The organism is Streptomyces sp. GL_148 (assembly GCF_057834205.1).
Map to the genome: position 1 here is coordinate 3,769,182 of NZ_CM174396.1, position 18,037 is coordinate 3,787,218.

21 protein-coding genes are annotated in these 18,037 nt (G+C 70.1%); 17 read left to right on the forward strand and 4 right to left on the reverse strand.

Annotation, left to right across the window (positions count from 1 at the left end; translation table 11 throughout):
* Window positions 1-80 precede the first annotated feature (80 nt).
* The 5 genes from AC3IYI_RS17110 to AC3IYI_RS17130 all read left to right on the forward strand — a co-directional run bounded on the left by AC3IYI_RS17110 (window position 81) and on the right by AC3IYI_RS17130 (window position 2,919).
* Window positions 81-752, forward strand: a complete 672-nt coding sequence (locus tag AC3IYI_RS17110) for a hypothetical protein (RefSeq protein WP_489410990.1) — start codon at window positions 81-83, stop codon at window positions 750-752.
* Between the two features lie 139 nt (window positions 753-891).
* Window positions 892-1,290: a head decoration protein gene (locus tag AC3IYI_RS17115; RefSeq protein ID WP_254387876.1), complete on the forward strand. Its 399-nt coding sequence runs from the start codon at window positions 892-894 to the stop codon at window positions 1,288-1,290.
* The gene (locus tag AC3IYI_RS17120; protein WP_254387877.1) at window positions 1,290-2,339 is read left to right on the forward strand and encodes a major capsid protein; all 1,050 of its coding nucleotides are present in this window, start codon (window positions 1,290-1,292) and stop codon (window positions 2,337-2,339) included. Before AC3IYI_RS17115 ends, AC3IYI_RS17120 begins: the two co-directional genes overlap by 1 nt.
* Complete coding sequence (locus AC3IYI_RS17125; RefSeq protein ID WP_489410991.1) at window positions 2,336-2,533, forward strand: hypothetical protein; 198 nt, start codon at window positions 2,336-2,338, stop codon at window positions 2,531-2,533. Before AC3IYI_RS17120 ends, AC3IYI_RS17125 begins: the two co-directional genes overlap by 4 nt.
* Window positions 2,534-2,598: 65 nt before the next feature.
* Window positions 2,599-2,919 carry a hypothetical protein gene (locus AC3IYI_RS17130; protein WP_489410992.1) on the forward strand — a complete coding sequence of 107 codons (321 nt, stop codon included), beginning with the start codon at window positions 2,599-2,601 and terminating at the stop codon, window positions 2,917-2,919.
* On the opposite strand, the gene AC3IYI_RS17135 is transcribed toward AC3IYI_RS17130, so the two are convergent.
* The gene (locus AC3IYI_RS17135) at window positions 2,916-3,323 is read right to left on the reverse strand and encodes an actin-binding ADF family protein (protein WP_489410993.1); all 408 of its coding nucleotides are present in this window, start codon (window positions 3,321-3,323) and stop codon (window positions 2,916-2,918) included. The two genes, AC3IYI_RS17130 and AC3IYI_RS17135, sit on opposite strands and share 4 nt — an antisense overlap.
* A gap of 196 nt (window positions 3,324-3,519) precedes the next feature.
* Here AC3IYI_RS17135 and hemC point away from each other — a divergent pair, with 196 nt between their 5' ends.
* The 5 genes from hemC to AC3IYI_RS17160 all read left to right on the forward strand — a co-directional run bounded on the left by hemC (window position 3,520) and on the right by AC3IYI_RS17160 (window position 6,542).
* Window positions 3,520-4,473, forward strand: coding sequence for a hydroxymethylbilane synthase (gene hemC, locus AC3IYI_RS17140; protein ID WP_489410994.1), 954 nt, complete (start codon window positions 3,520-3,522; stop codon window positions 4,471-4,473).
* A 232-nt stretch (window positions 4,474-4,705) separates the two neighbouring features.
* A complete protein-coding gene (locus tag AC3IYI_RS17145; protein ID WP_489410995.1) occupies window positions 4,706-5,074 on the forward strand; it encodes a hypothetical protein in 369 nt (122 codons plus the stop codon).
* Entirely contained in the window at window positions 5,067-5,477 is a 411-nt protein-coding gene (locus AC3IYI_RS17150) for a DUF6093 family protein (RefSeq protein WP_489410996.1), read from the forward strand. The genes AC3IYI_RS17145 and AC3IYI_RS17150 overlap by 8 nt, the downstream gene beginning before the upstream one ends.
* Before the next feature lie 400 nt (window positions 5,478-5,877).
* A complete protein-coding gene (locus AC3IYI_RS17155; protein ID WP_489410997.1) occupies window positions 5,878-6,117 on the forward strand; it encodes a hypothetical protein in 240 nt (79 codons plus the stop codon).
* Window positions 6,114-6,542, forward strand: coding sequence for a hypothetical protein (locus AC3IYI_RS17160; protein ID WP_489410998.1), 429 nt, complete (start codon window positions 6,114-6,116; stop codon window positions 6,540-6,542). The genes AC3IYI_RS17155 and AC3IYI_RS17160 overlap by 4 nt, the downstream gene beginning before the upstream one ends.
* A gap of 371 nt (window positions 6,543-6,913) precedes the next feature.
* On the opposite strand, the gene AC3IYI_RS17165 is transcribed toward AC3IYI_RS17160, so the two are convergent.
* The gene (locus AC3IYI_RS17165; protein ID WP_489410999.1) at window positions 6,914-9,076 is read right to left on the reverse strand and encodes a SpoIIE family protein phosphatase; all 2,163 of its coding nucleotides are present in this window, start codon (window positions 9,074-9,076) and stop codon (window positions 6,914-6,916) included.
* Between the two features lie 552 nt (window positions 9,077-9,628).
* On the opposite strand from AC3IYI_RS17165, the gene AC3IYI_RS17170 reads away from it, so the two are divergent.
* The 4 genes from AC3IYI_RS17170 (at window position 9,629) to AC3IYI_RS17185 (ending at window position 12,525) form a co-directional block, all read left to right on the forward strand.
* Complete coding sequence (locus tag AC3IYI_RS17170; protein WP_489411000.1) at window positions 9,629-10,030, forward strand: hypothetical protein; 402 nt, start codon at window positions 9,629-9,631, stop codon at window positions 10,028-10,030.
* Window positions 10,031-10,306: 276 nt separating this feature from the next.
* Window positions 10,307-10,672: a DF family (seleno)protein gene (locus AC3IYI_RS17175; RefSeq protein WP_489411001.1), complete on the forward strand. Its 366-nt coding sequence runs from the start codon at window positions 10,307-10,309 to the stop codon at window positions 10,670-10,672.
* Window positions 10,669-11,349 carry a class I SAM-dependent methyltransferase gene (locus AC3IYI_RS17180; protein WP_489411002.1) on the forward strand — a complete coding sequence of 227 codons (681 nt, stop codon included), beginning with the start codon at window positions 10,669-10,671 and terminating at the stop codon, window positions 11,347-11,349. Before AC3IYI_RS17175 ends, AC3IYI_RS17180 begins: the two co-directional genes overlap by 4 nt.
* A gap of 147 nt (window positions 11,350-11,496) precedes the next feature.
* Complete coding sequence (locus tag AC3IYI_RS17185) at window positions 11,497-12,525, forward strand: amidinotransferase (protein WP_489411003.1); 1,029 nt, start codon at window positions 11,497-11,499, stop codon at window positions 12,523-12,525.
* A 110-nt stretch (window positions 12,526-12,635) separates the two neighbouring features.
* Here AC3IYI_RS17185 and AC3IYI_RS17190 read toward each other — a convergent pair whose 3' ends face one another.
* Window positions 12,636-13,250 (reverse strand): hypothetical protein, encoded by a 615-nt coding sequence (locus AC3IYI_RS17190; protein ID WP_489411004.1) that lies wholly within the window; start codon window positions 13,248-13,250, stop codon window positions 12,636-12,638.
* 228 nt (window positions 13,251-13,478) lie between these two features.
* Between AC3IYI_RS17190 and AC3IYI_RS17195 the strand changes: the two genes are divergently transcribed.
* The 3 genes from AC3IYI_RS17195 to AC3IYI_RS17205 all read left to right on the forward strand — a co-directional run bounded on the left by AC3IYI_RS17195 (window position 13,479) and on the right by AC3IYI_RS17205 (window position 17,278).
* Window positions 13,479-14,924 (forward strand): NsdA family TPR-like regulatory protein, encoded by a 1,446-nt coding sequence (locus AC3IYI_RS17195; protein WP_489411005.1) that lies wholly within the window; start codon window positions 13,479-13,481, stop codon window positions 14,922-14,924.
* A gap of 669 nt (window positions 14,925-15,593) precedes the next feature.
* A complete protein-coding gene (locus AC3IYI_RS17200; RefSeq protein ID WP_489411006.1) occupies window positions 15,594-16,796 on the forward strand; it encodes a molybdopterin-dependent oxidoreductase in 1,203 nt (400 codons plus the stop codon).
* Entirely contained in the window at window positions 16,793-17,278 is a 486-nt protein-coding gene (locus AC3IYI_RS17205; protein ID WP_489411007.1) for a hypothetical protein, read from the forward strand. The genes AC3IYI_RS17200 and AC3IYI_RS17205 overlap by 4 nt, the downstream gene beginning before the upstream one ends.
* Here the strand turns inward: AC3IYI_RS17205 and AC3IYI_RS17210 are convergent.
* On the reverse strand, window positions 17,251-17,931 hold the full coding sequence (locus tag AC3IYI_RS17210; RefSeq protein WP_489411008.1) for a methyltransferase domain-containing protein: 681 nt from the start codon (window positions 17,929-17,931) through the stop codon (window positions 17,251-17,253). The two genes, AC3IYI_RS17205 and AC3IYI_RS17210, sit on opposite strands and share 28 nt — an antisense overlap.
* Between the last annotated feature and the right edge of the window lie 106 nt (window positions 17,932-18,037).

The window sequence follows — 18,037 nt, forward strand, 5'->3', positions numbered from 1 at the left end:
ATCGAGGAAGCCGCAGGGCGTCACGCTGGCATCCGTAGACTCGCTGATGGCGCGGGGACGTCGAGGAGCTGCACGTCCTGATGTCCCGCACCATGCCCAATCCCGGTGCCGTCCTCGGCTACCGCCGCGACGGCCGCCCCGTCTTCCCGATCCTCGGTGCCTCCTCCGAAGACCCGTCCAACGCCGCGGTGAAGGTGTCCTTCGACCAGCAGCAGCTTCAGCAGCTGATGGCCCGCGAGAAGGACCAGGGGCAGCGATCCGGCGCCCGCGCACTCGTCGAGAAGCTGGGCTTCACCTCGGCCAGCGAGCTGGAGCAGTTCATCACCCAGCAGCGCGAAGCCGAACAGGCGCAGCTCACCGAAGCCCAGCGCCGCGAGCAGGACCTCGATGCCCGCGAAGCGGCCGCCATCCAGCGCGAGGCAGCAGCGAGCACCCGCGAGCGGGACGCCTCACGCCGGGCCACCCTGGCCGGACTCGGTGCGACGGGCGAAGACCTCAACGACGCCGTGGCCCTGCTGCGCGTCCCGGACGACGCGGACGACACCGCTGTGGCCCAGGCCGCGAGCGACCTCCGCAACCGGCGCCCCGAGCTGTTCACCACCAGTCCCAAGAACCCCGACGCGATCCCGCCGGCGCCGGGCGGATCTCCCGCCTCCGTGCCTCCGCCCCGCCCGGGTGGCCAGACCAGCAAGCCCGGCTCTGCCGGTCTCGCGATGGCACGGCGCCGCGGCATCCTGCCCCCGGCTTCGTAGCCCGCGCGCAGCGACAGCTGCCCGCCGCGGGGACCACGCCCCGCTCTCTCCTCGTGGACCGCTCCACCAACTCCGGTGTGTGCGTGTCGCCTCCAGCACTACAGGAGACAGCGGCTTGATACAGCCGTACACGACCTCTGTGACCGTGACCGCTGACCGGGACTGGCTCGCCTCCCGCCACGGCACCGACTCCACCGAGACGATCACCCTCGACCTGGCCAAGCTCACCAAGAGCACCCACTACTCCGAGCCGACCGCCACGGCCCCGCACGGCTTCGTGCGGTCCGGGGTGCCCGTCGGCCGGATCACCGCATCCGGCCTGTACGGCGCCTACGACCCGGCGGCCACCGACGGCCGCCAGGTTCTCGCCGGCCTCGTCTACGCGGAGGCCGCGTTCACCCCGGGCACCGTGAAGGTCCCGGCCGCCCTGCTCTGGCACGGCACGGTGAAGACGGCGAAGATCCCCGGCGGCATTGATCCGTCGAAGATCGCCGCGAACCCGGCGGGCGCGCAGCTCCGCTTCCTGGCGGTGAGCTGATGAGCATCAGCGACCTCCTCAAGGGCGTGTCCGTCGCGGACCTCACCGTGTACGCGCGCTCGATCCCCAACCCGGGCGACTTCCTCCTGACGCAGACCGTGTTCGCGGAGACGCAGGTCCAGGACGTGAAGTGGCGTATCCGAAACTCCAAGCGCCGCGTCAACACCGCCTCCTACCGGGCGTACGACACCAGCGTCCCGTTCGCGAAGCGCCAGGCCGAAGCCACGCAGACCGAGGGCACCCTGCCCGCGCTCGGCCAGAAGCTCCTGGTCGGCGAGATGGAACAGCTCCTCCTGGACGCGGCGCGCGGCGCCGACGAAGACCGGCTTGTCGAGCTGCTCTACGACGATGTCGAACGGCATGTCGAAGCGATTCGCTCCCGCCTGGAGCTGGCCGCCGGTGACGTGCTCCTCGACGGCAAGTTCTCCCTCGCCGGCGAGAACGGGCTGACCGTCGAAGTCGACTACGGAGTCCCGGCGGCGAACATGCCGACCGCGCCCAAGCCCTGGAGCGATCCGACGTCCGACCCGCTCGCTGACGAGCTGCGCTGGATCGACTATCTCGACTCGATCGGCGCCCCGGCCCCGGAGATGGTCCTCACTTCCCGCAGGGCGTGGTCGCACCTCGCGGGGAACGGCTCCTACCGGGCCGCGTACCACGGCACCCCGTCCGGCGCGCAGACCCCGACGTCGGTCCTGACCCCCGAGCAGGTCAACAGCGTCCGTGGCACGTACGGGCTTCCGCCGATCACCCTCTACAAGGCGCAGGTCTGGCAGGACGACGTGTCCAAGCGTGTGCTGCCCGAGGACAAGTGGATTCTGCTTCCGCCGGATCGGGCCAAGTGGGGACAGACCCAGTACGGCACGACCGCCGAGTCCCTGGCCCTGTCCCGGGGCACCGGCGCGCAGATCGAACGGGAGGAGGCCCCGGGCATCATCATCACCCGCGGTGCGCAGGACGACCCCGTACAGATTTGGACGAAGGGCGCCGCCGTCGCTATGCCGGTGCTGGCCGCACCGGACTGCCACATCACGGCGACCGTCCTGTGAGCGCGGCCGTCCACGCCCTTGGCGTCCTGACCGCGACCGTGCACGTCCTGGACCCGGTGGAGCGCGTACCGCTCGTGCTGACCGCTGGCACCGAGGTCACGGACCCGGACATCGCCGAGCAGATCACCAACCCGAGCTGCTGGGAGAACGGCGAGCCACCGAAGGCGAAGCCCGCCCGTAAGGGCGCAGCCTAAGCCTGACCACCGGCGGGGAGGAGCACACCGCTCCTCCCCGCCTCCTCCGTACGAACAGGAGCTTCGTGCACACCGATGTCCTTCACTGGCTGACAGCGCAGCTCGGCCCCGACACCGATCCGGTCGACCTGGCCCAACGGTACGAACGCCTCGGCTCGGCGCGGGCTGTTGCCGACGAGGTGCTTCACGCACGGATCGCCGCGCTGCTCGCCGAGCCTCTGCGGGTGACCGTGAACGGGGTAGCGACGATCGACCACTCAGCGAACGTGACCGCTATCGAACGGCGCCTCGCCCAACTCAGCACCCAGACGGCACCGGACGATCCAGCTTCAGGGACGGCCGAGACCCTATTGACGGTGCCTTTGCTCAGCCGTCCCCGACGCTAACGGACGACGCGGGCGTTCACCTCTTCGACTTCCAGGTCGCTGTGGTCGGTTGCCTGGATCTCGACCGCGATGGTGTCCAGGGTTGCCCTGAGGGTGCTCTTACTGGAGGCGAAGATCATCTTGGACTTGATCGGGGCGCTATCGGGCAGCCAGCTGAACAGCACGATCTTGCTGGCCTTCCTACCGTCGCTGGTGGTGAACTCGTAGTCGTGGATCGCATACCTGGGGTCGCTCTCGGGCAGCATCGCGACGAACTCCGCGTAGCTGTCCGTCCTACCGCTCTTGTCAACGATGATCTGCGTGTAGTCGTCCGAGATTCGACACAGCTGGTAGTTGATCTTCCTCGTAGTGAGCTTCTTGTAGTCGTTCAGTACCTGCTCGTCGATGCTGACGCCGGTGCTCACGATGCAACTCCATCCATGGATGTCTCGGCGCCAGCACTGCGCTCCGCCGACGGGCTGATGGGGAAATGCGTGCCGTTCACACGCTCTCGGATCAACGAACCGCTGACTGTCAGGAAACGCCGTAGCCAGGCCTTCCCGACCGTCTGTCTGCATAGGCACAACTCCGCCCCTCATAGCCTGTGAGCCTCCAATCCGAATGAAGGAGTTGGTGGACGTGGCGACATACGTGGTGGGGTCGCGCGCAAGCGCCCTAGCGAGAGCCCAGGTGAGCGGCTACCTCGCCCTTCTGCGTGACCGCTTTCCGGATGCCAGCTTCATCCGGCGTGAGATCCGAGAAGACGGCGACCGCGACAGGACCTCGCCGCTGCACCAGGTGTCCGAACGGTCAGGCGGCTCCGCCTTCAGCTCCAGCCAGGAGCGGGCCCTTGTCCTCGGCGACGTGGACTTCGTCGTCCACTCCTTGAAAGACGTCCCCACCACCCTCGCAACTGGCACCGTCCTCCTCCCGCCTCCACCACGCGAGGACGTCCGGGATGCGCTGTGCGGCGCGACGCTCGCTGGACTCCCGGCCGGCGCCCGCGTCGGTACCGGGTCCGTGCGACGTAGAGGGCAACTCCAGGCTCTGCGCCCGGACGTGGCCGTCATCCCCATCCGGGGCAACGTTCCCCCGCGGCTGCGGCTGCGTGACTCGATGAAGCTCGACGCGGTGGTGCTGGCGGCTGCTGGTCTGCACCGGCTGGGGCTAGGCCACGAGATCACGGAGCTCCTCCCGTTGGAGACTTGCCCGCCGAGCCCCGGCCAGGGCGCCCTCGGCATCCAGGTCCGCGAGACCGACGGGACACTCCGGGAACTGCTGGGGGCTGTTGGTGATCTCGGCGTCGACGCGCAGGTGCGGGCGGAACGCGCGATGCTCTCGGAACTCCACGGAGGGTGCACCGTGCCGATCGGCGCCGCCTCCGAAGTTCTGCCCGACGGATCTCTCACTCTGCTGGGGCAAGTCACGTCCCTGGATGGAAAGCAGCAGCTGGCCTGTCGTCGGACAGGCCCCGCAGACGATCCCGAAGCCCTGGGCAAAGCCCTTGCAGCGGAGCTCGCCGATGCGGGGGCCCACCGCATCCTGGACGCCGCCCGGTCCGGCGCGACGGCATAACGGGCAGAAGAGGAAACGGGCAGGGCCTCCACGCCCCTCCGGGGTGAAACGGCGGCGTCCCGCCCCCCCCCAGAAGAGGGGCGGGACGCTCGGGTCCGATAAGCACAGCAGCCAGCTTTGGTTAATGGACGTGCCTCACGCTACGGCAGCCAGCGGGACGGTCCACGAGGTCAGCGAGACCGCCCGGAGAGGGGACCGCGGGCGCCCCGTTCGCACACCTACGCTCCAAATCATGAGCGTTTTCGATGAGCCCCGCCGTGTCCGAATAGCTGCCCGTCCTGATGAGTCGGCCGTCATCGAGGTCGATGGGCAGGACGTGGCGGGGGCTGTGGAGGCCTACCGGATCACGCAGACCGTGGACGAGGGTCCCGAGATCACGCTGTATCTGGCTCCGGGCTGGGAGGGCTTCGGCTTCGACGGGCTGGCCGAGGTGATGGCCGAGCCGTCCGACCTGAGGCACGTCGTGATCGGCTTCCTCGACGCCGTGGACTCCCAGAAGCTCGACGAGGCTGTGCTGAACCGCGATGACCTCGATGGCCGGCCTGGTGAGCTGACCCGCGGAGTCCTGGCGCAGCTGCGGGAGTGGGCGCATCGTGCTTGATCAGGCTGGGATCGCCCGCTTCGCGGAGCGGTACCTGATGCCGGACACGGTGAAGGTGACGCGTGATGTCGGTCAGCAGGTCCTCGACCCGGAGACCGGGCAGCTGATCGACGGGCCGCCGCTGGTGGTCCACGACGGGAACGCCGGGTTGTATCCGCAGCAGGAGAAGATCCGCAGCCGGGGCCGGGACGGGGCGTGGGTCGAGGAGATCCGGGCCGGGTACAAGCTGCTGCTGCCTCTGTCGGCGCCGGAGCTGGAGGACCACGACGTGGTGCTGGTGGTCGAGGCTCGTGACCAGCAGGCCGAGGGCCGTACGTACGAGGTGACCACGCTGGGCGAGGTGTCGTCGTTCCCGGTGCTGCGGACCGTGTGGCTGGAGCAGCGCAACCGGGGCGCCCAGTGAGCCGGGGGAAGGGTTCGTTCAACCATCCGGCGGCGCTCGCGGCCCTCTTCGATGAGAAGGGGCTGGCTCTGCGGTCGGAGTCGGAGGCTGCGGCCCGCGTGAGTGCGGCTCTGCTGGTGGCGTCGATCCGGCAGCGCGCGTCCGGCCGTCCGGGCCCGAGGGTGATCACCGGCCGGTACAGGGCTTCGTGGCAGTCCGAGGTGACTGCGGCCGGCGCCGTGTTCGTCGCGCAGATCGGCTCAGGTGCTCCGCAGGCGCGGAGGCTGGAGTATGGGTTCGTCGGTACGGACAGCCTCGGCCGCCGGTACGCGCAGCCCCCGTTCCCTCACGTCGGGCCCGCTGTCGAAGCATCCGGTCCGGTCGTAGCTCGAATCCTGGGTGCTGCGGTGGAGCGTGCCCTGTGAACGATCTGGCCGCCGACGTAGAGACGGTGCTGACCGAAGTCCTGGGCGGGCACGAGCGGGGCATCCTGTCCCGTGCCATCGTCGTTGCCGAGGTCCTGGACGTGGACGGCGAACGCTCCCTGTCGGTCATCACCACACCGGGCCTCAGCGAGTGGGACGCGCTCGGGCTGTGCCGGTACGGCGTCCTCAGCATCGAGGGACCGGCCGCCGCCTACTTCACCCGGTACGCCGAGTGATCGACCGCGCCCCCCTGACGCCCGCCGTGCGCACCATGCTGGCCGCGGCGACCGGTCGGCCCTGCGGAGTCGGGGGGCTTCCGCTGGTGGACGGCAAACCGGCGCCGCTCCCGTACAGCGTCCTCTACCCGCTGGGCGGCCCCGTCGACGGCGCGCCGTTCTCCGACGCCTCCGAGGACGCCCACCTCACCTACCAGGTGACGATCGTCGCCGCCCGCACCGACCAAGCCGAATGGCTGGCCGACCGGGTACGCCGCGCCTTCCTGGGACGCACCCCAGCCGGCGGGTGGGAACAGCCCCTCAGTGTGCCCGGCCTCAGCCTGTGGGGGCGCGAGCTCGTCGTGGACGAAGGCTCGGGCTCCTCCGTCACAAGCGACGTCGTGACGTACGTACAACAGCATCGCCTAAGCATGTCGCAAGCCTGAACGCAACCAGTCCTCGAACGCTGAACGAACTCCAGGTGCGCCATGCGGCGGGACGATTGGCCGCACACCCCTTCTCCAACCGGCAGGATCCTTCGAATGTTGGAGCGCAAGCTTCGTAAGGACCGCACCGAGGTCACGTTCGTTCTTCCCACGGATAGGCCCCCCGGCCCGGTGAGCGTGGTGGGCGACTTCAACGACTGGCACCCGGCACTCACACCCTGCGCCCGCGCAAGGACGGGAAGCGGGCGGTCACTGTCGAACTGCCGAGCGAGACTACGCACTCCTTCCGGCACCTGGCCGCCGGCGACTACTGGTTCAACGACGAGAGCGCGGGCGACCAGGACGGCCCCAACAGCCGCCTCCACACCTGATCAACCCAACCCGGCATTGCCGGGGACGGCTCGTCGCGTTGAACCCGTAATTGCGCGCGCCTCGTCTGCGGGCGGGTGGGCTCGCACCTGGGCGATGACGAGGGCGACGTCGTCGGCGGCATCGGGACGGCGCAGTGCAGCCAGGAGCCGGTCGCAGGTCGCCTCCAGGGGGAGGCAGGGATCGGTGAGGAGGCTGAGGAGGAGGTCGAGGCGGTCGTCAAGGGCCTCGTCGCGGGTTTCGACAAGGCCATCGGTGTACAGGACCAGCTGGTCTCCGGGGACCAGGTCCAGGACCGTGGTCCGGAAGGGGGAGCCGCCGAGCCCGCCTGCGCCGAGCGGCACACCGGCGGGCAGATCGAGCAGTTCGGGGGCCTGTCCTGACCGTACGAAGACGGGTGGCGGGTGGCCTGCGAGGGCGAGGCGGCAGTGGGAGCGGTGCGGGTCCCAGGCGGCATATACGCAGGTCGCGATGGTCTGGTCCAGTCCAGCGGTGATGTGGTCGAGGTGGCGCAGGACCCGCGCCGGGTCGAGGCCGAGCTCGGCGAGGGTGCGGGTGGCCGTGCGCAGCTGTCCCATCGTGGCGGCGGCGTGCACACCGTGACCCATGACGTCGCCGACGACGAGGGCGGTCTTGTCACGGGCCTGGGGGACGGCGTCGAACCAGTCGCCGCCGATCCCGCTGGCCACGGCTGCGGGCTGGTAGCGGTAGGCGATCTGGAGGCCGGTGGCCTGGGGTGGGGGGTGCGGCAGGAGGTGGCGCTGGAGGGTGAGGGCGGTGTCCGCGGCGTGCTGGTACCAGCGGGCGTTGTCGATGGCGATCGCGGCACGGGTTGCCAGCTCGCCGGCCAGGGCGACGTCGTCCTGGTTGAAGGGGAGCGGGCTGCGGGTGCGCAGGAGGCCCAGCACCCCGAGGACCTGTCCGCGGGCGGTCAGGGGCACGGCCAGGTAGGAGTGCACGCCCTCGTGGGCCAGGAGATCCGCGGCCGCCTCGTCGCACGCGATGTGCGCCAGATCCCGGCGGGTGACGTGCGCCACCAGGACGGGACGACCGGTGCTCACACAGCGTGTGACCAGGCGCTCGACGGGATAGGTGGTGCGCTCCCCCACCGGATCGGCAGCGTGGACGGCGTCCGTCTCGTAGGCCGCCGCTACCGCCAGGGCCCTGAAGAGGGCTTGGCCGGAGACGGGGCCGGGCATCGCGGTCACGCCGCCTTCCAGGACCGAGTCGAGGACGTCCACCGAGGCGATGTCGGCCAGGTCGGCCACGACGAGGCTGGCGAGTTCGCGGGCCGTTCGCTCCAGGTTCAGGGTGGTGCCGACAGTGACCGACGCCTGGGCAATGAGGTCCAGACGCCGACGGGCCTCAGCAGCCTCGGTGGCCGCGCGGTGGCTTTCGGTGACGTCCACCACCGACAGGGCGACACCGATCACCCGCCCTCCTGGGTCCTCCAGCCGGTAGTACGAGCCCGACCAGGCATGGTCGTGGTCCGGGTCGGCGGGGGTGCGTCCGACGGCAAACTGGTCCAGCAGCGGTACGCCGGTGTCCAGGACCTGGCGCATCGAGGCTTCGATCACGTCCGTGTCCAGGAACGGAAGTGCCTCACGGACGGTACGGCCCAGATGCTTCTCCGCGGCCAGGCCGTTGATCCGCTCCAGCGTCGGGTTGACCAGGACATAGCGCAGGTCAGTGTCCAGTACGGCGAGCCCGAGCGGGGACTGCGCCACCAGCCGCACCGACAGCGCCAGGTCGCGCTCCACACCGCGCAGCACGGCCTCGTCGCAGGCGATCCCCAGGGCGTACACGCCTCCGCGCTCGTCCAGCAGCCGCATGTTGCGGAACTCCACCAGCCTCGTGGAGCCGTCCTTGTGCCGCACCGGGAACACCCCGGCCCAGGCACCGCCACCGGCCATGACCTTGGCAAACAGCTCCAGGACCAGGTCGACGTACTCCTCGGCGACCAGCAGCTCGGCCGCGTACCTGCCCAGCGCCTCCTTGGCGGACCAGCCGAACAGCTTCTGGGCCTGGGGGCTCCACAACGCGATCCGCCCCTCGGCGTCCAGCACCACCGCGGCCACACTCAGCACATCCAGCAGACCGCCGGGCTCGGACGGAACCACCCCCACCGGGCCTGGCTCGGCCCGGAACGCCTCGGACGCGACCATGACCGGACCTCCTTCACCCGCTGCGGCGGAGCCTGAGATCCGACAATCCAGCCCTCGTTCGCCCGTCTCGGCCCTCATCTCATCCTCCTCCCGCGTCGCGCGGGCGGCAGCCTCCGCCTTGGGCAGCCGAGCAGACAGGAACCAGCGGCCGCGACCTGCGGAGGCCGACGCCGCCGACCGCACCTTCCCCTGCGCGTGAGCCAACGAGCCCGCGGGATTCGGCGCCCTTGCCCTTCTTCGGGAGTCTCTCAGCGGGTGTCGCCGAGGTCGGGCGTTCCTCGTGCCTTTGAGTCCCGCAGCTGGCGCAAACGGAGTCCACCTTTGGCAGCCGGAACAGTGGATCCTGTCAAGGATGGCTTGGGGTTCTGACTTGGGGTTCTGCCTTCCGTCACGCGGCATCGGCACTGCGACGCAAGATCGGCTCTCGAAGTCCCGAGGCGGGCCGTCCCACACACCACTCGCTCTCGCTCCGTGGGGACGCAGCGGGACCCAGGCCCGGCGAGTCCGGCGCGTGAGCGGCCCACCGCGCGCGGGACGTGGGATGGTGGCGGCATGTTCGAGACGACCAGCACGCTGCCCGGGCAGATGCGACTGATCTGGATCGGTGACGCCCAGGACGGCAGCGGACGCCGCCAGATCTTCTCTGACACCGTCAGCCGCTGCACCTGGACCAGCCCCGCCACCTGGGACGCCTCCGGCCGCCTCCTCGTGCGCAGCGCCCTGGGCCAACATGCCGAAGCCGACCGGCCCCTCACCTGCGGTGTCATCTCCCGGGACGGGGCGGGCGGCGAAACCCTGCGCAGCGTCAGCGGCCACACGCTGCGTCTCGACGGTGCCGGCGGTGTACGCGTCGACACCCCCGACGGGATGCGTGACGTCCCCCTCGTCGGCGTCTTCTTCATCCACGACCCCGAACGCACCACCGGCCGACGGACCCCCTCCGGGCTGATCTGATCGGCAGGGCCGCTCCGGCCAGACCTCCTGGCGGCGTGGTCGGCTCGCCTCCGCGTCGCGCACGGGTGCGCTGCGCCCGCTCCATCCAGCACCGGCCGTCCGCGCCTCTTCCTGTGCCCTCTGCGACGACCGCGTTGCCGGACTCCTCGACCACGTCCCCTACCACGCTCGAGGACGCGCACCTGGGGCTTGCGAGACACCTCTGCCGAGACGGTGGAAGCTCTGGGCCGGCAGTAGACGGCGTCCGCCGGGCCCGATGTGCGCGATCCTGGAGACATGAACGTCGAGCTCCTGGTCGTACCGCACTGTCCCCACGCCGGGCCCGCCGCCGCCCGGGTGCACCAGGTGCTCGCCGAGCTCGGTCTGGACGGCGTCGAGGTCACCACGCACGTGATCACCGATCAGGAACAGGCAGAGAAAACCGGCTTCACCGGTTCTCCGACCTTCCTCATCGACGGGCACGATCCGTTCGCCGAGCCCGGCCGTCCGGCGGGGCTTGCGTGCCGGGTATACCGGACACCCGACGGCCTCTCCGGTCTCCCCAGCCCCGAGCAACTGCGGCAGGCACTGACCGGCACCCCCGGCCAGACCTGTAGTGACACCGGAACCGGCCCGGGACACGAAGGGAAACACGGTCCATGAAGGACAGCGATCAGGATTTGGCGGACGCGCAGCGGAGCCACTGGCAGAGCACCTACACCGCTCATCCCGGCATGTACGGCGGAGGGCCCTCCGCCCCCGCGCTCCATGCCTCGGCGGTCTTCCGGGCGGCTGGGGCGAAGGACGTACTGGAACTCGGCGCCGGCCACGGCCGCGACGCTCTCCACTTCGCCGGTGCGGGGTTCACCGTCCTGGCCACCGACTTCAGCGCGACCGGCTTGGAGCAGCTGGAGAAGGCAGCCCAGGAGCAGGGCGTCGCCGAGCGGGTCACCACAGCCGTCCACGATGTGCGTGAGCCCCTCCCGCTCCCGGACGACTGTGTGGACGCGGTCTTCGCGCACATGCTGCTGTGCATGGCCCTGTCCACTCAGGAGATCCGCAGACTGGTGAACGAGGTGCGCCGGGTGCTGCGGCCGGGCGGCATCTTCGTCTACACCGTCCGGCACACCGGCGACGCCCACTACGGCACCGGCATCGCCCACGGCGACGACATCTACGAGCGCGGCGGGTTCGCCGTGCACTTCTTCCCCCGCTACCTGGTCGACGCGCTCGCCGACGGCTGGAGGCTGGAGGAGGTCGAGCCCTTCGAGGAAGGCGATCTGCCCCGATGCCTGTGGCGCGTCACCCAGGTCCTGCCCCCGTCAGCACAATTCCTGTGACAACACCCCCGTGTCGCCACGGATCCGGGGACGGCGCTATGCCGTCCTCCTTCGCGGTCAGGCTCCACTGCCGCGGCGTGTCCTGACCTGCCGCATCCGGTGCCTGCGTACGGTCCTTCGCAGGGGCTGAGCGGACAAGGAGTGCCTGTGGCGGTGGTGGACGCGTGCGACGAGTGGAGTGCGCTGCGGGAGGTAGTGGTCGGTACGGCGTTCGGGGCGATGTTCCCCGACGAGGACCGGCGCATGATCGAGGCCACCATGCCGGTCGAGCACTGGGACGAGTTCCGGCCCGGGCACCCGTTCCCGGTATGGATCACCGAAGCGGCGGAGCAGGAACTCCAGGCGCTGGCGGAACTGCTGGAGTCGATGGGCTGCCGCGTCCACCGCCCGCAGCGCGTGCCCTGGGAGGGACTGGGCGGGTACTGCGCGACCATGCCCCGGGACAGCCTGCTCGTGATGGGCGACCGCGTCATCGAAGCGCCCATGGCCTGGCGCAGCCGGCAGCACGAGCTGCTCGCCTACTGGACGTTGATCCAGCAGTGGCGGCAGGCAGGCGCACGCTGGCTGCCGGCCGACGTCGACCTCGGCATGGACCTCATCGAGACCGGAGGGCGCGAACCCGGGTCACGATGGGTGATCGGTGAAGGCAGACCCGCCTGGGACGCCGCCGACTTCCTCCGTCTGGGGCCCCGCACCGTCGTGGGCCAGCTCAGCCACGTCACCAATCGCTCCGGCGTCGACCACCTGCGTGCACGCCTCGGACCCGACATTCGGGTGCACCTGCTGCAACCTGACGATCCCCACGCCATGCACATCGACGCAACGCTGTGCCCACTGCGTGAGGGGCTCGCCCTCTACAACCCGGACCGCATCGCCCCGGAGGCGATGCGCGGCACTCCGCTGGAGGGGTGGGAACTGGTGCCCGCGCCACGGCCCGAACCGAACGCCGGACCCCCGCCACGGTACATGACGAGCGCGTGGGTGAGCATCAACCTCCTCGTCGTCGATGACCGGCACGTCCTCGTGGAAGCCGAGGACGAGAAACTCCAGACCCTGCTGACCTCACTCGGCTTCACACCCCTGCCGTCCCCCTTCCGTAACGTCCAGGCCCTGGGTGGCTCCTTCCACTGCGCCACCCTCGACATCCGTCGGGACCGCCGAACATGGACGGCGTGAGGATGTGCGGCGGCACAGACGGGCGTACACGTCTTTGGCCACTTGACTGGCCGAGGATGTCCAGGCTGCGCAGCAGGGTGCCGGCGGCGGCGCCGTGGGATTTGACCGGTTCACGCGGGCTCCCCCGCACCGGCGAGCCGCTCCATCTCGGGAAGCCCATCCTGGCAACAGGTCCCGCACACCAGACGGCAAAGTTCCGGGCGCTCCGGGATGTTGTAGGCGAGGCGTTGTCCTGCCCCGCGTGTGCGCAGGTCGAAGCCACAGCGGGCACAGAGCAGACCCATCGAACCGGCTTGCCTGACCGTCCACGTCGGCCATTCGGCGGCGAAGCAGGACAGCAGCACCGTCGCCATCCCCGATCGCCTGGGCTCGAAACAGGTGAACGTGAAGCCCGGTGTCCCGGCTGGGAGTTCGTCGATCGGCTGCTGGAGCGAAGGCACCCACCGCACCAGTCTGCCAAGCTCGGCGAACAGAATCCGTACCTCGCAGCCCTTGCGGCGGTGCGGTTCGCGGGCCCGGGGTGGCCTGAAGGCCGTCACGGTCTCGTGCGGCACCCCCAGCAGGTCCAGGTCCTGCGACAGTTCCGCCGCGGACGCCTTCCACTCTCCGGTGGCGTCCTGGCGCCACACGGCCAGCCCGCCACCCGACAGGACACCGGAGATCCGCACGACACCGACCATGCGGCGCTGGGCAGCCCGCTCGGCTTCCGTCACCATGTGAGCCATGAGCCCGCCCCTCCACCGCCGGCGCCGCGTGGGTTGTACCCGTAGGGGAGCACGATGACACCAGGCCCTTGTCGGTTGCTCGGCCATCTCCGTGGAGCGGTCCCTCGTTCGCACGATGGGATGAACCCCGGGCAAAGGGCGCACTGGGTGGAGAGTCGGCCGCTACATTCGCAGCGTTCACAGGGCTGGCTGGGATGCCAGTCCCAAAGGCAGGAGACTGTGGAGCTGATGGCCGAAGGACCTCCGGAGCGTGTGGTCAACCGGCTTCTCGCGAGGCTGATCGGGGAGGCGGGATTCTCCAACGCCGAGCTCGCTCGCCGGGTCACTCAGCTTGGCCGCGAGCACGGTCTGGATCTGAGGTACGACAAGACCTCAGTCGCCCGGTGGCTGCGTGGACAGCAGCCGCGCGGGGCCACCCCCGCCCTGATCGTGGAGGTGTTCACCGGGCGCCTGGGCCGGAGCGTGTCGACCCGGGCTGTGGGCTTCGATGTGTGTGCCCCCGAGTATGCGGGCCTGGAGTTCGCGGAAACGCCGGAGCAGGCCCTCGATATCGCGAGCGGCCTGTGGCGCGCCGACTCGGGTGGCAACCCCGCGCTCGGGAAGATCGGTTTCAACCCCGCCGGGCTTGTGGTGCCCAGCCGGGACTGGCTGATCGGCCGGGCCAACGAGCCCGTGGGCCGCCCCGACCCGGCCGCACTGGCAAGAGGGCACCTGCCCGTTCAGAGCAGCACTGCCGTCCCCCCACAGAGGCAGACCGGCCGGGGAGCAGGCCGACAGGTCTCCGGAGGGGACATCGCGGCGCTGCGCTCGGCCGGTGAACTCTTCCACGCCCTCGACCAGACCTATGGGGGTGGGCACGCACGGCGGGCGCTCGTGAGCTATCTGACCGATGAGGTCGAGCCCATGCTGCGGGGCGCCTACAGCGAGGCGACGGGCAGGAGGCTGTTCGCCGCCGCGGCCGATCTGACCCGCCTGGCGGGCTGGACCGCGTACGACATGGCCGCCCACGGCCTCGCCCAGCGGTACTTCGTTCAGGCCCTGCGCTTCACACAAGCGGCCGGCGACCGGGTATACGGTTGCTACGTCCTGGTCACCATGAGCAGTCAGGCCGTCTACCTGGGCCACGGCCGCGAGGCAGTACAGCTGGCGCGGGTGGCCCAGCAGGGCGTCGGCGCCGGCGCCCCGCCCGTTGTCCAGGCCATGCTGCACTCCGCCGAAGCCCGTGGGCACGCGGCGTGCGGCGAAGCCAGGGCCTGCACGGCTTCGCTCGTACGGGCGGAGCGCGCACTGAGCATGGTGCGGCCAGGGGACGAGGTGCCGCACTGGGCACGCTTCTACGACGAGGGCCAGCTCGCGGGCGAGTTCGCGCACTGCCACCGGGATCTTCACCAGTACCGCGCCTGCGCCCAGCACGCGGAACGTTCCCTGCACCTGCGGGCCCCGGGATACGCACGAAGCCGCCTCCTGTGCCGGATGGTCCTCGCCACCGCCCGCCTCAGCCTGGGAGAACTGGACCACGCCTGCGCCCTGGCCACGCAGGCGGCGCACCAGGCGGCCGAGATGCGGTCGGTACGAGCCGTGGAATACATCCGCGCCTTCGAACGCCGCCTGGGGCCCTACCGCGACACGGCAGCGGGCCGCGCCTACCACGACCGGGTGGCCACGCTCCTGTGAGCCCCAGCGTCATGGCCGGGCGCTTCACGGCGAAGGCCCAGCGGCACGACGAGTCAGCGTTGCCGTCGCCCCTATGGCCAGAAGGTGTGGTCACCGGCCGGGGCACGCCCGCTGAGACGAGGTCCGCGATGAGAGGAGGTGACGCCTGGCAGAAAGATCGCCGGTGTCGGGCGGGATGCTCGCCCGCCCGGGTGCCCCACGGTGTGGCTTGCCTCGCAGGGCCAAAGATGTGCGGCACGTTCTCCTCAGGTGACGTGCGTCCGGTGGGCGCCGAGCAATCCGCTGAGGAGCTGCATGGATGCCAGCGACGGTGACCCGAAGGCCGAGCCCGGAAGGCTGCCTGAGAACCCGGAGCCTCCCGCGCCGATGCGTCCAGAGGCGAGGGAGCAGGCGGCAGTCAGGCCACCAGACGCTCCGCCGTCAGACAGCGATCAGCCTCCGCGAATGCCACCAGAGCCCGCCCGGCCGGCGCCGAGGAGCCCTACGGGCAGCCAGTCTGCGGGCCCGGGCGGCGTGCGCCTGCCGGTCCGTAAGCCACCCGGAACGCCGACGGCGGCACGTGTCGGCCTGCTGGGACGTCTACAGCCGCTGCTTGCTTCGGGGCCGCCGCCGGGCCCGGCCCGGCCTGCGTTTTGGCGCAGCCCGATCCGGGGTCCGTGGCTGACCGCGGTGTTCGGCCTGGTCCTGCTGTTCGGGGTGAGCATCGTGTTCGTGACGGGGCTGGTGTCCTACGCCGCCTACAACCCGGATCTTGCGCCGGTCAATGATCAGACCCGGGACAAGGGGCTACTGGGGTTCTACCTCTTCTCGTGGCCGACGTCGCCGTACTGGCTGTACCGCCTGACCCAGGGGGTACATGTCACGCTGGGGATCGTGCTGATCCCGGTGCTGCTCGGCAAGTTGTGGTCGGTCATCCCCAAGCTGTTCGAGTGGCCACCGGTGCGTTCCGTCAGCCACGGCATCGAGCGATTCTCGCTTCTGCTGCTGGTGGGCGGGGCCGGGTTCGAGTTCGTGACCGGGATCCTGAACATCCAGCTGCACTACATTTTCCCCGGCTCGTTCTACGTCCTGCACTTCTACGGCGCCTGGGTGTTCATCGGCGCGTTCGTCGTCCATGCCACCTTCCGCCTCGGGCGCGCACTGCGCGCGGTACGGGCCGGCCGGCAGGCGGAGGAAATGCCGCAAGCCGGCGGCGGGGTTGCGGTCGAGCTGGTGGACAGCAGTGGCCTGATGGCGCCCGCGCCCGCTGCACCGACGGTCTCGCGGCGGGGCGCGGTGGGCATGGTGGCAGCGGGTTCCGTCGTACTGCTCGTGGTGACGGTGGGACAGAGTCTGGGCGGCTGGTGGCGCAAGACCGCGCTGCTCGCACCGCACGGACAGGAACCCGGCTCCGGGCCGAACGGCTTCCAGATCAACAAGACCGCCGCCTCCGTCGGTATCCGGGCCGGTGACATCGGCCCGGCCTGGCGGCTGACCGTACGCAACGGAACCCGCCAGGTCCTCCTGACCCGTGAACAGATCCTGGCCATGCCCCAGCACGAATCGGCGCTGCCGATCGCCTGCGTGGAAGGCTGGTCCACACAAAACCAGCTGTGGACCGGTGTCCGGCTCATCGACCTCGCTGCCCTGGTCGGCATCGGGGACAACCCGCCCCAGGTCCTCGTCCAGTCGGCGCAACGCGGCGGATCATTCAGCTCCGCCGTCCTGCGCGACAACCAGATCCGCGACCGGCGCTCGCTCCTCGCCCTGGGCGTCAACGGCGCACCGCTCTCGCCCGACCACGGCTACCCCGCCCGGGTCATCGTCCCCGCGGCACCCGGAGTCCACAACACCAAATGGGTCACCCGCCTGACCTTCGGAGAGCCCGCATGACCACCTTCCGCGCCCGCTACGGGGCACCCCCTCTGCACCTGCTGCTCGTCGCTTGCTCCTTCGCACTCGCCCTGTACGCAGGGCTGCGCCTACTCAAGGGCGACACCTGGGGTGTCGTCATGTGGTTCGTCGGGGCGGCGCTGCTCCACGACCTGCTCCTGCTGCCCCTGTACTCGCTCACCGACCGCGCCCTGCAACTCCTCCTCCCCGACCGCTCAGACGCAGCGCGGCGATCAAGCTCGGGGTGCGTCAACTACGTACGGGTCCCCGCGTTTCTCTCCGGGCTTCTGCTCCTGGCGTGGTGGCCCCTGGTCCTCAGCCAGGTCGATCACTTCACCGCCTCGACGGGGCTTTCCGCCACCGGCTTCTTCCCGAGATGGCTGCTGATCACGGCAGCACTCTTCGCACTGTCCGCGCTGTGTCTGCTGGCCCGACTGTGGCTCGCCGGTTGGGGTCAGCGGGGTCGCAGCGCGGCGAAGTGACGGCCGCCGCCGGTGATCCACCGGTCCGCGACAGACCAGCCGGAGGACTTCGCGTGCTGGTGCAGGGCGGCCTGGCCCACGGTTGCCCACGCGAAACGCGCGGCGTGTATGCGACGGCCGTCGTGAAGGCGCACCAGGTGGCGACCGTCGACGTCCTCGGCGTCGGTCTCCACCACGAGTAGGCCCTTCCCGTGTACGAGCTGGCGGACCCGTTGCAGGAGACGGGCCGGATCCCCGCCGATACCGATGTTGCCGTCGAGCAGCAGCGCGCTCTCCCAGCGGCCCTCATCCGGGAGCGGCTCGAAGACCGAACAGCACAAAGCGTCGCCACCACGACACGCTGTCGATTCCACCGCGGTAGGACAGATGTCAATGCCCAGCACCTGCTGCCCGAGCAGGGTCAACGCCTCAACCAGCCTTCCAGCACCGCAGCCGATATCCAGCACCGGCCCCGCACAGCGCCGCAGAACCGCCAGGTCACAGGTATCGGCCGGCGCGCACCAGCGCCACACCTCCAACGGCAGCAGCCACCCGTCCCTATCCCGCAACGAAAGCCGCCCCTGCCCCAACCGCAGCGCGTCACCGTAGGCCCGGCTGCTCCATGCCCGTGCACAGCCATCCGGCTGACGGCCTGCCGTCTTCGTACCAACCACCTGCAACCGCCCTTTGGTCAGGAGGGACGATGCTCAAGCGAACGCACGCCGACCCGCCCAGGGGCGGACAGCTGAACGTCGCAGCAAGCATCCTGGCGTTAGCCGC

Bases quoted from the DNA above. Each gene is read 5' to 3' on its own strand.
- AC3IYI_RS17110 (WP_489410990.1), top strand. From the start codon at position 81: ATGTCCCGCACCATGCCCAATCCCGGTGCCGTCCTCGGCTACCGCCGC.
- AC3IYI_RS17120 (WP_254387877.1), top strand. From the start codon at position 1,290: ATGAGCATCAGCGACCTCCTCAAGGGCGTGTCCGTCGCGGACCTCACC.
- hemC (WP_489410994.1), top strand. From the start codon at position 3,520: ATGAAGGAGTTGGTGGACGTGGCGACATACGTGGTGGGGTCGCGCGCA.
- AC3IYI_RS17145 (WP_489410995.1), top strand. From the start codon at position 4,706: ATGAGCGTTTTCGATGAGCCCCGCCGTGTCCGAATAGCTGCCCGTCCT.
- AC3IYI_RS17165 (WP_489410999.1), bottom strand. From the start codon at position 9,076: ATGGTCGCGTCCGAGGCGTTCCGGGCCGAGCCAGGCCCGGTGGGGGTG.
- AC3IYI_RS17170 (WP_489411000.1), top strand. From the start codon at position 9,629: ATGTTCGAGACGACCAGCACGCTGCCCGGGCAGATGCGACTGATCTGG.
- AC3IYI_RS17175 (WP_489411001.1), top strand. From the start codon at position 10,307: ATGAACGTCGAGCTCCTGGTCGTACCGCACTGTCCCCACGCCGGGCCC.
- AC3IYI_RS17180 (WP_489411002.1), top strand. From the start codon at position 10,669: ATGAAGGACAGCGATCAGGATTTGGCGGACGCGCAGCGGAGCCACTGG.
- AC3IYI_RS17190 (WP_489411004.1), bottom strand. From the start codon at position 13,250: ATGGCTCACATGGTGACGGAAGCCGAGCGGGCTGCCCAGCGCCGCATG.
- AC3IYI_RS17195 (WP_489411005.1), top strand. From the start codon at position 13,479: ATGGCCGAAGGACCTCCGGAGCGTGTGGTCAACCGGCTTCTCGCGAGG.
- AC3IYI_RS17205 (WP_489411007.1), top strand. From the start codon at position 16,793: ATGACCACCTTCCGCGCCCGCTACGGGGCACCCCCTCTGCACCTGCTG.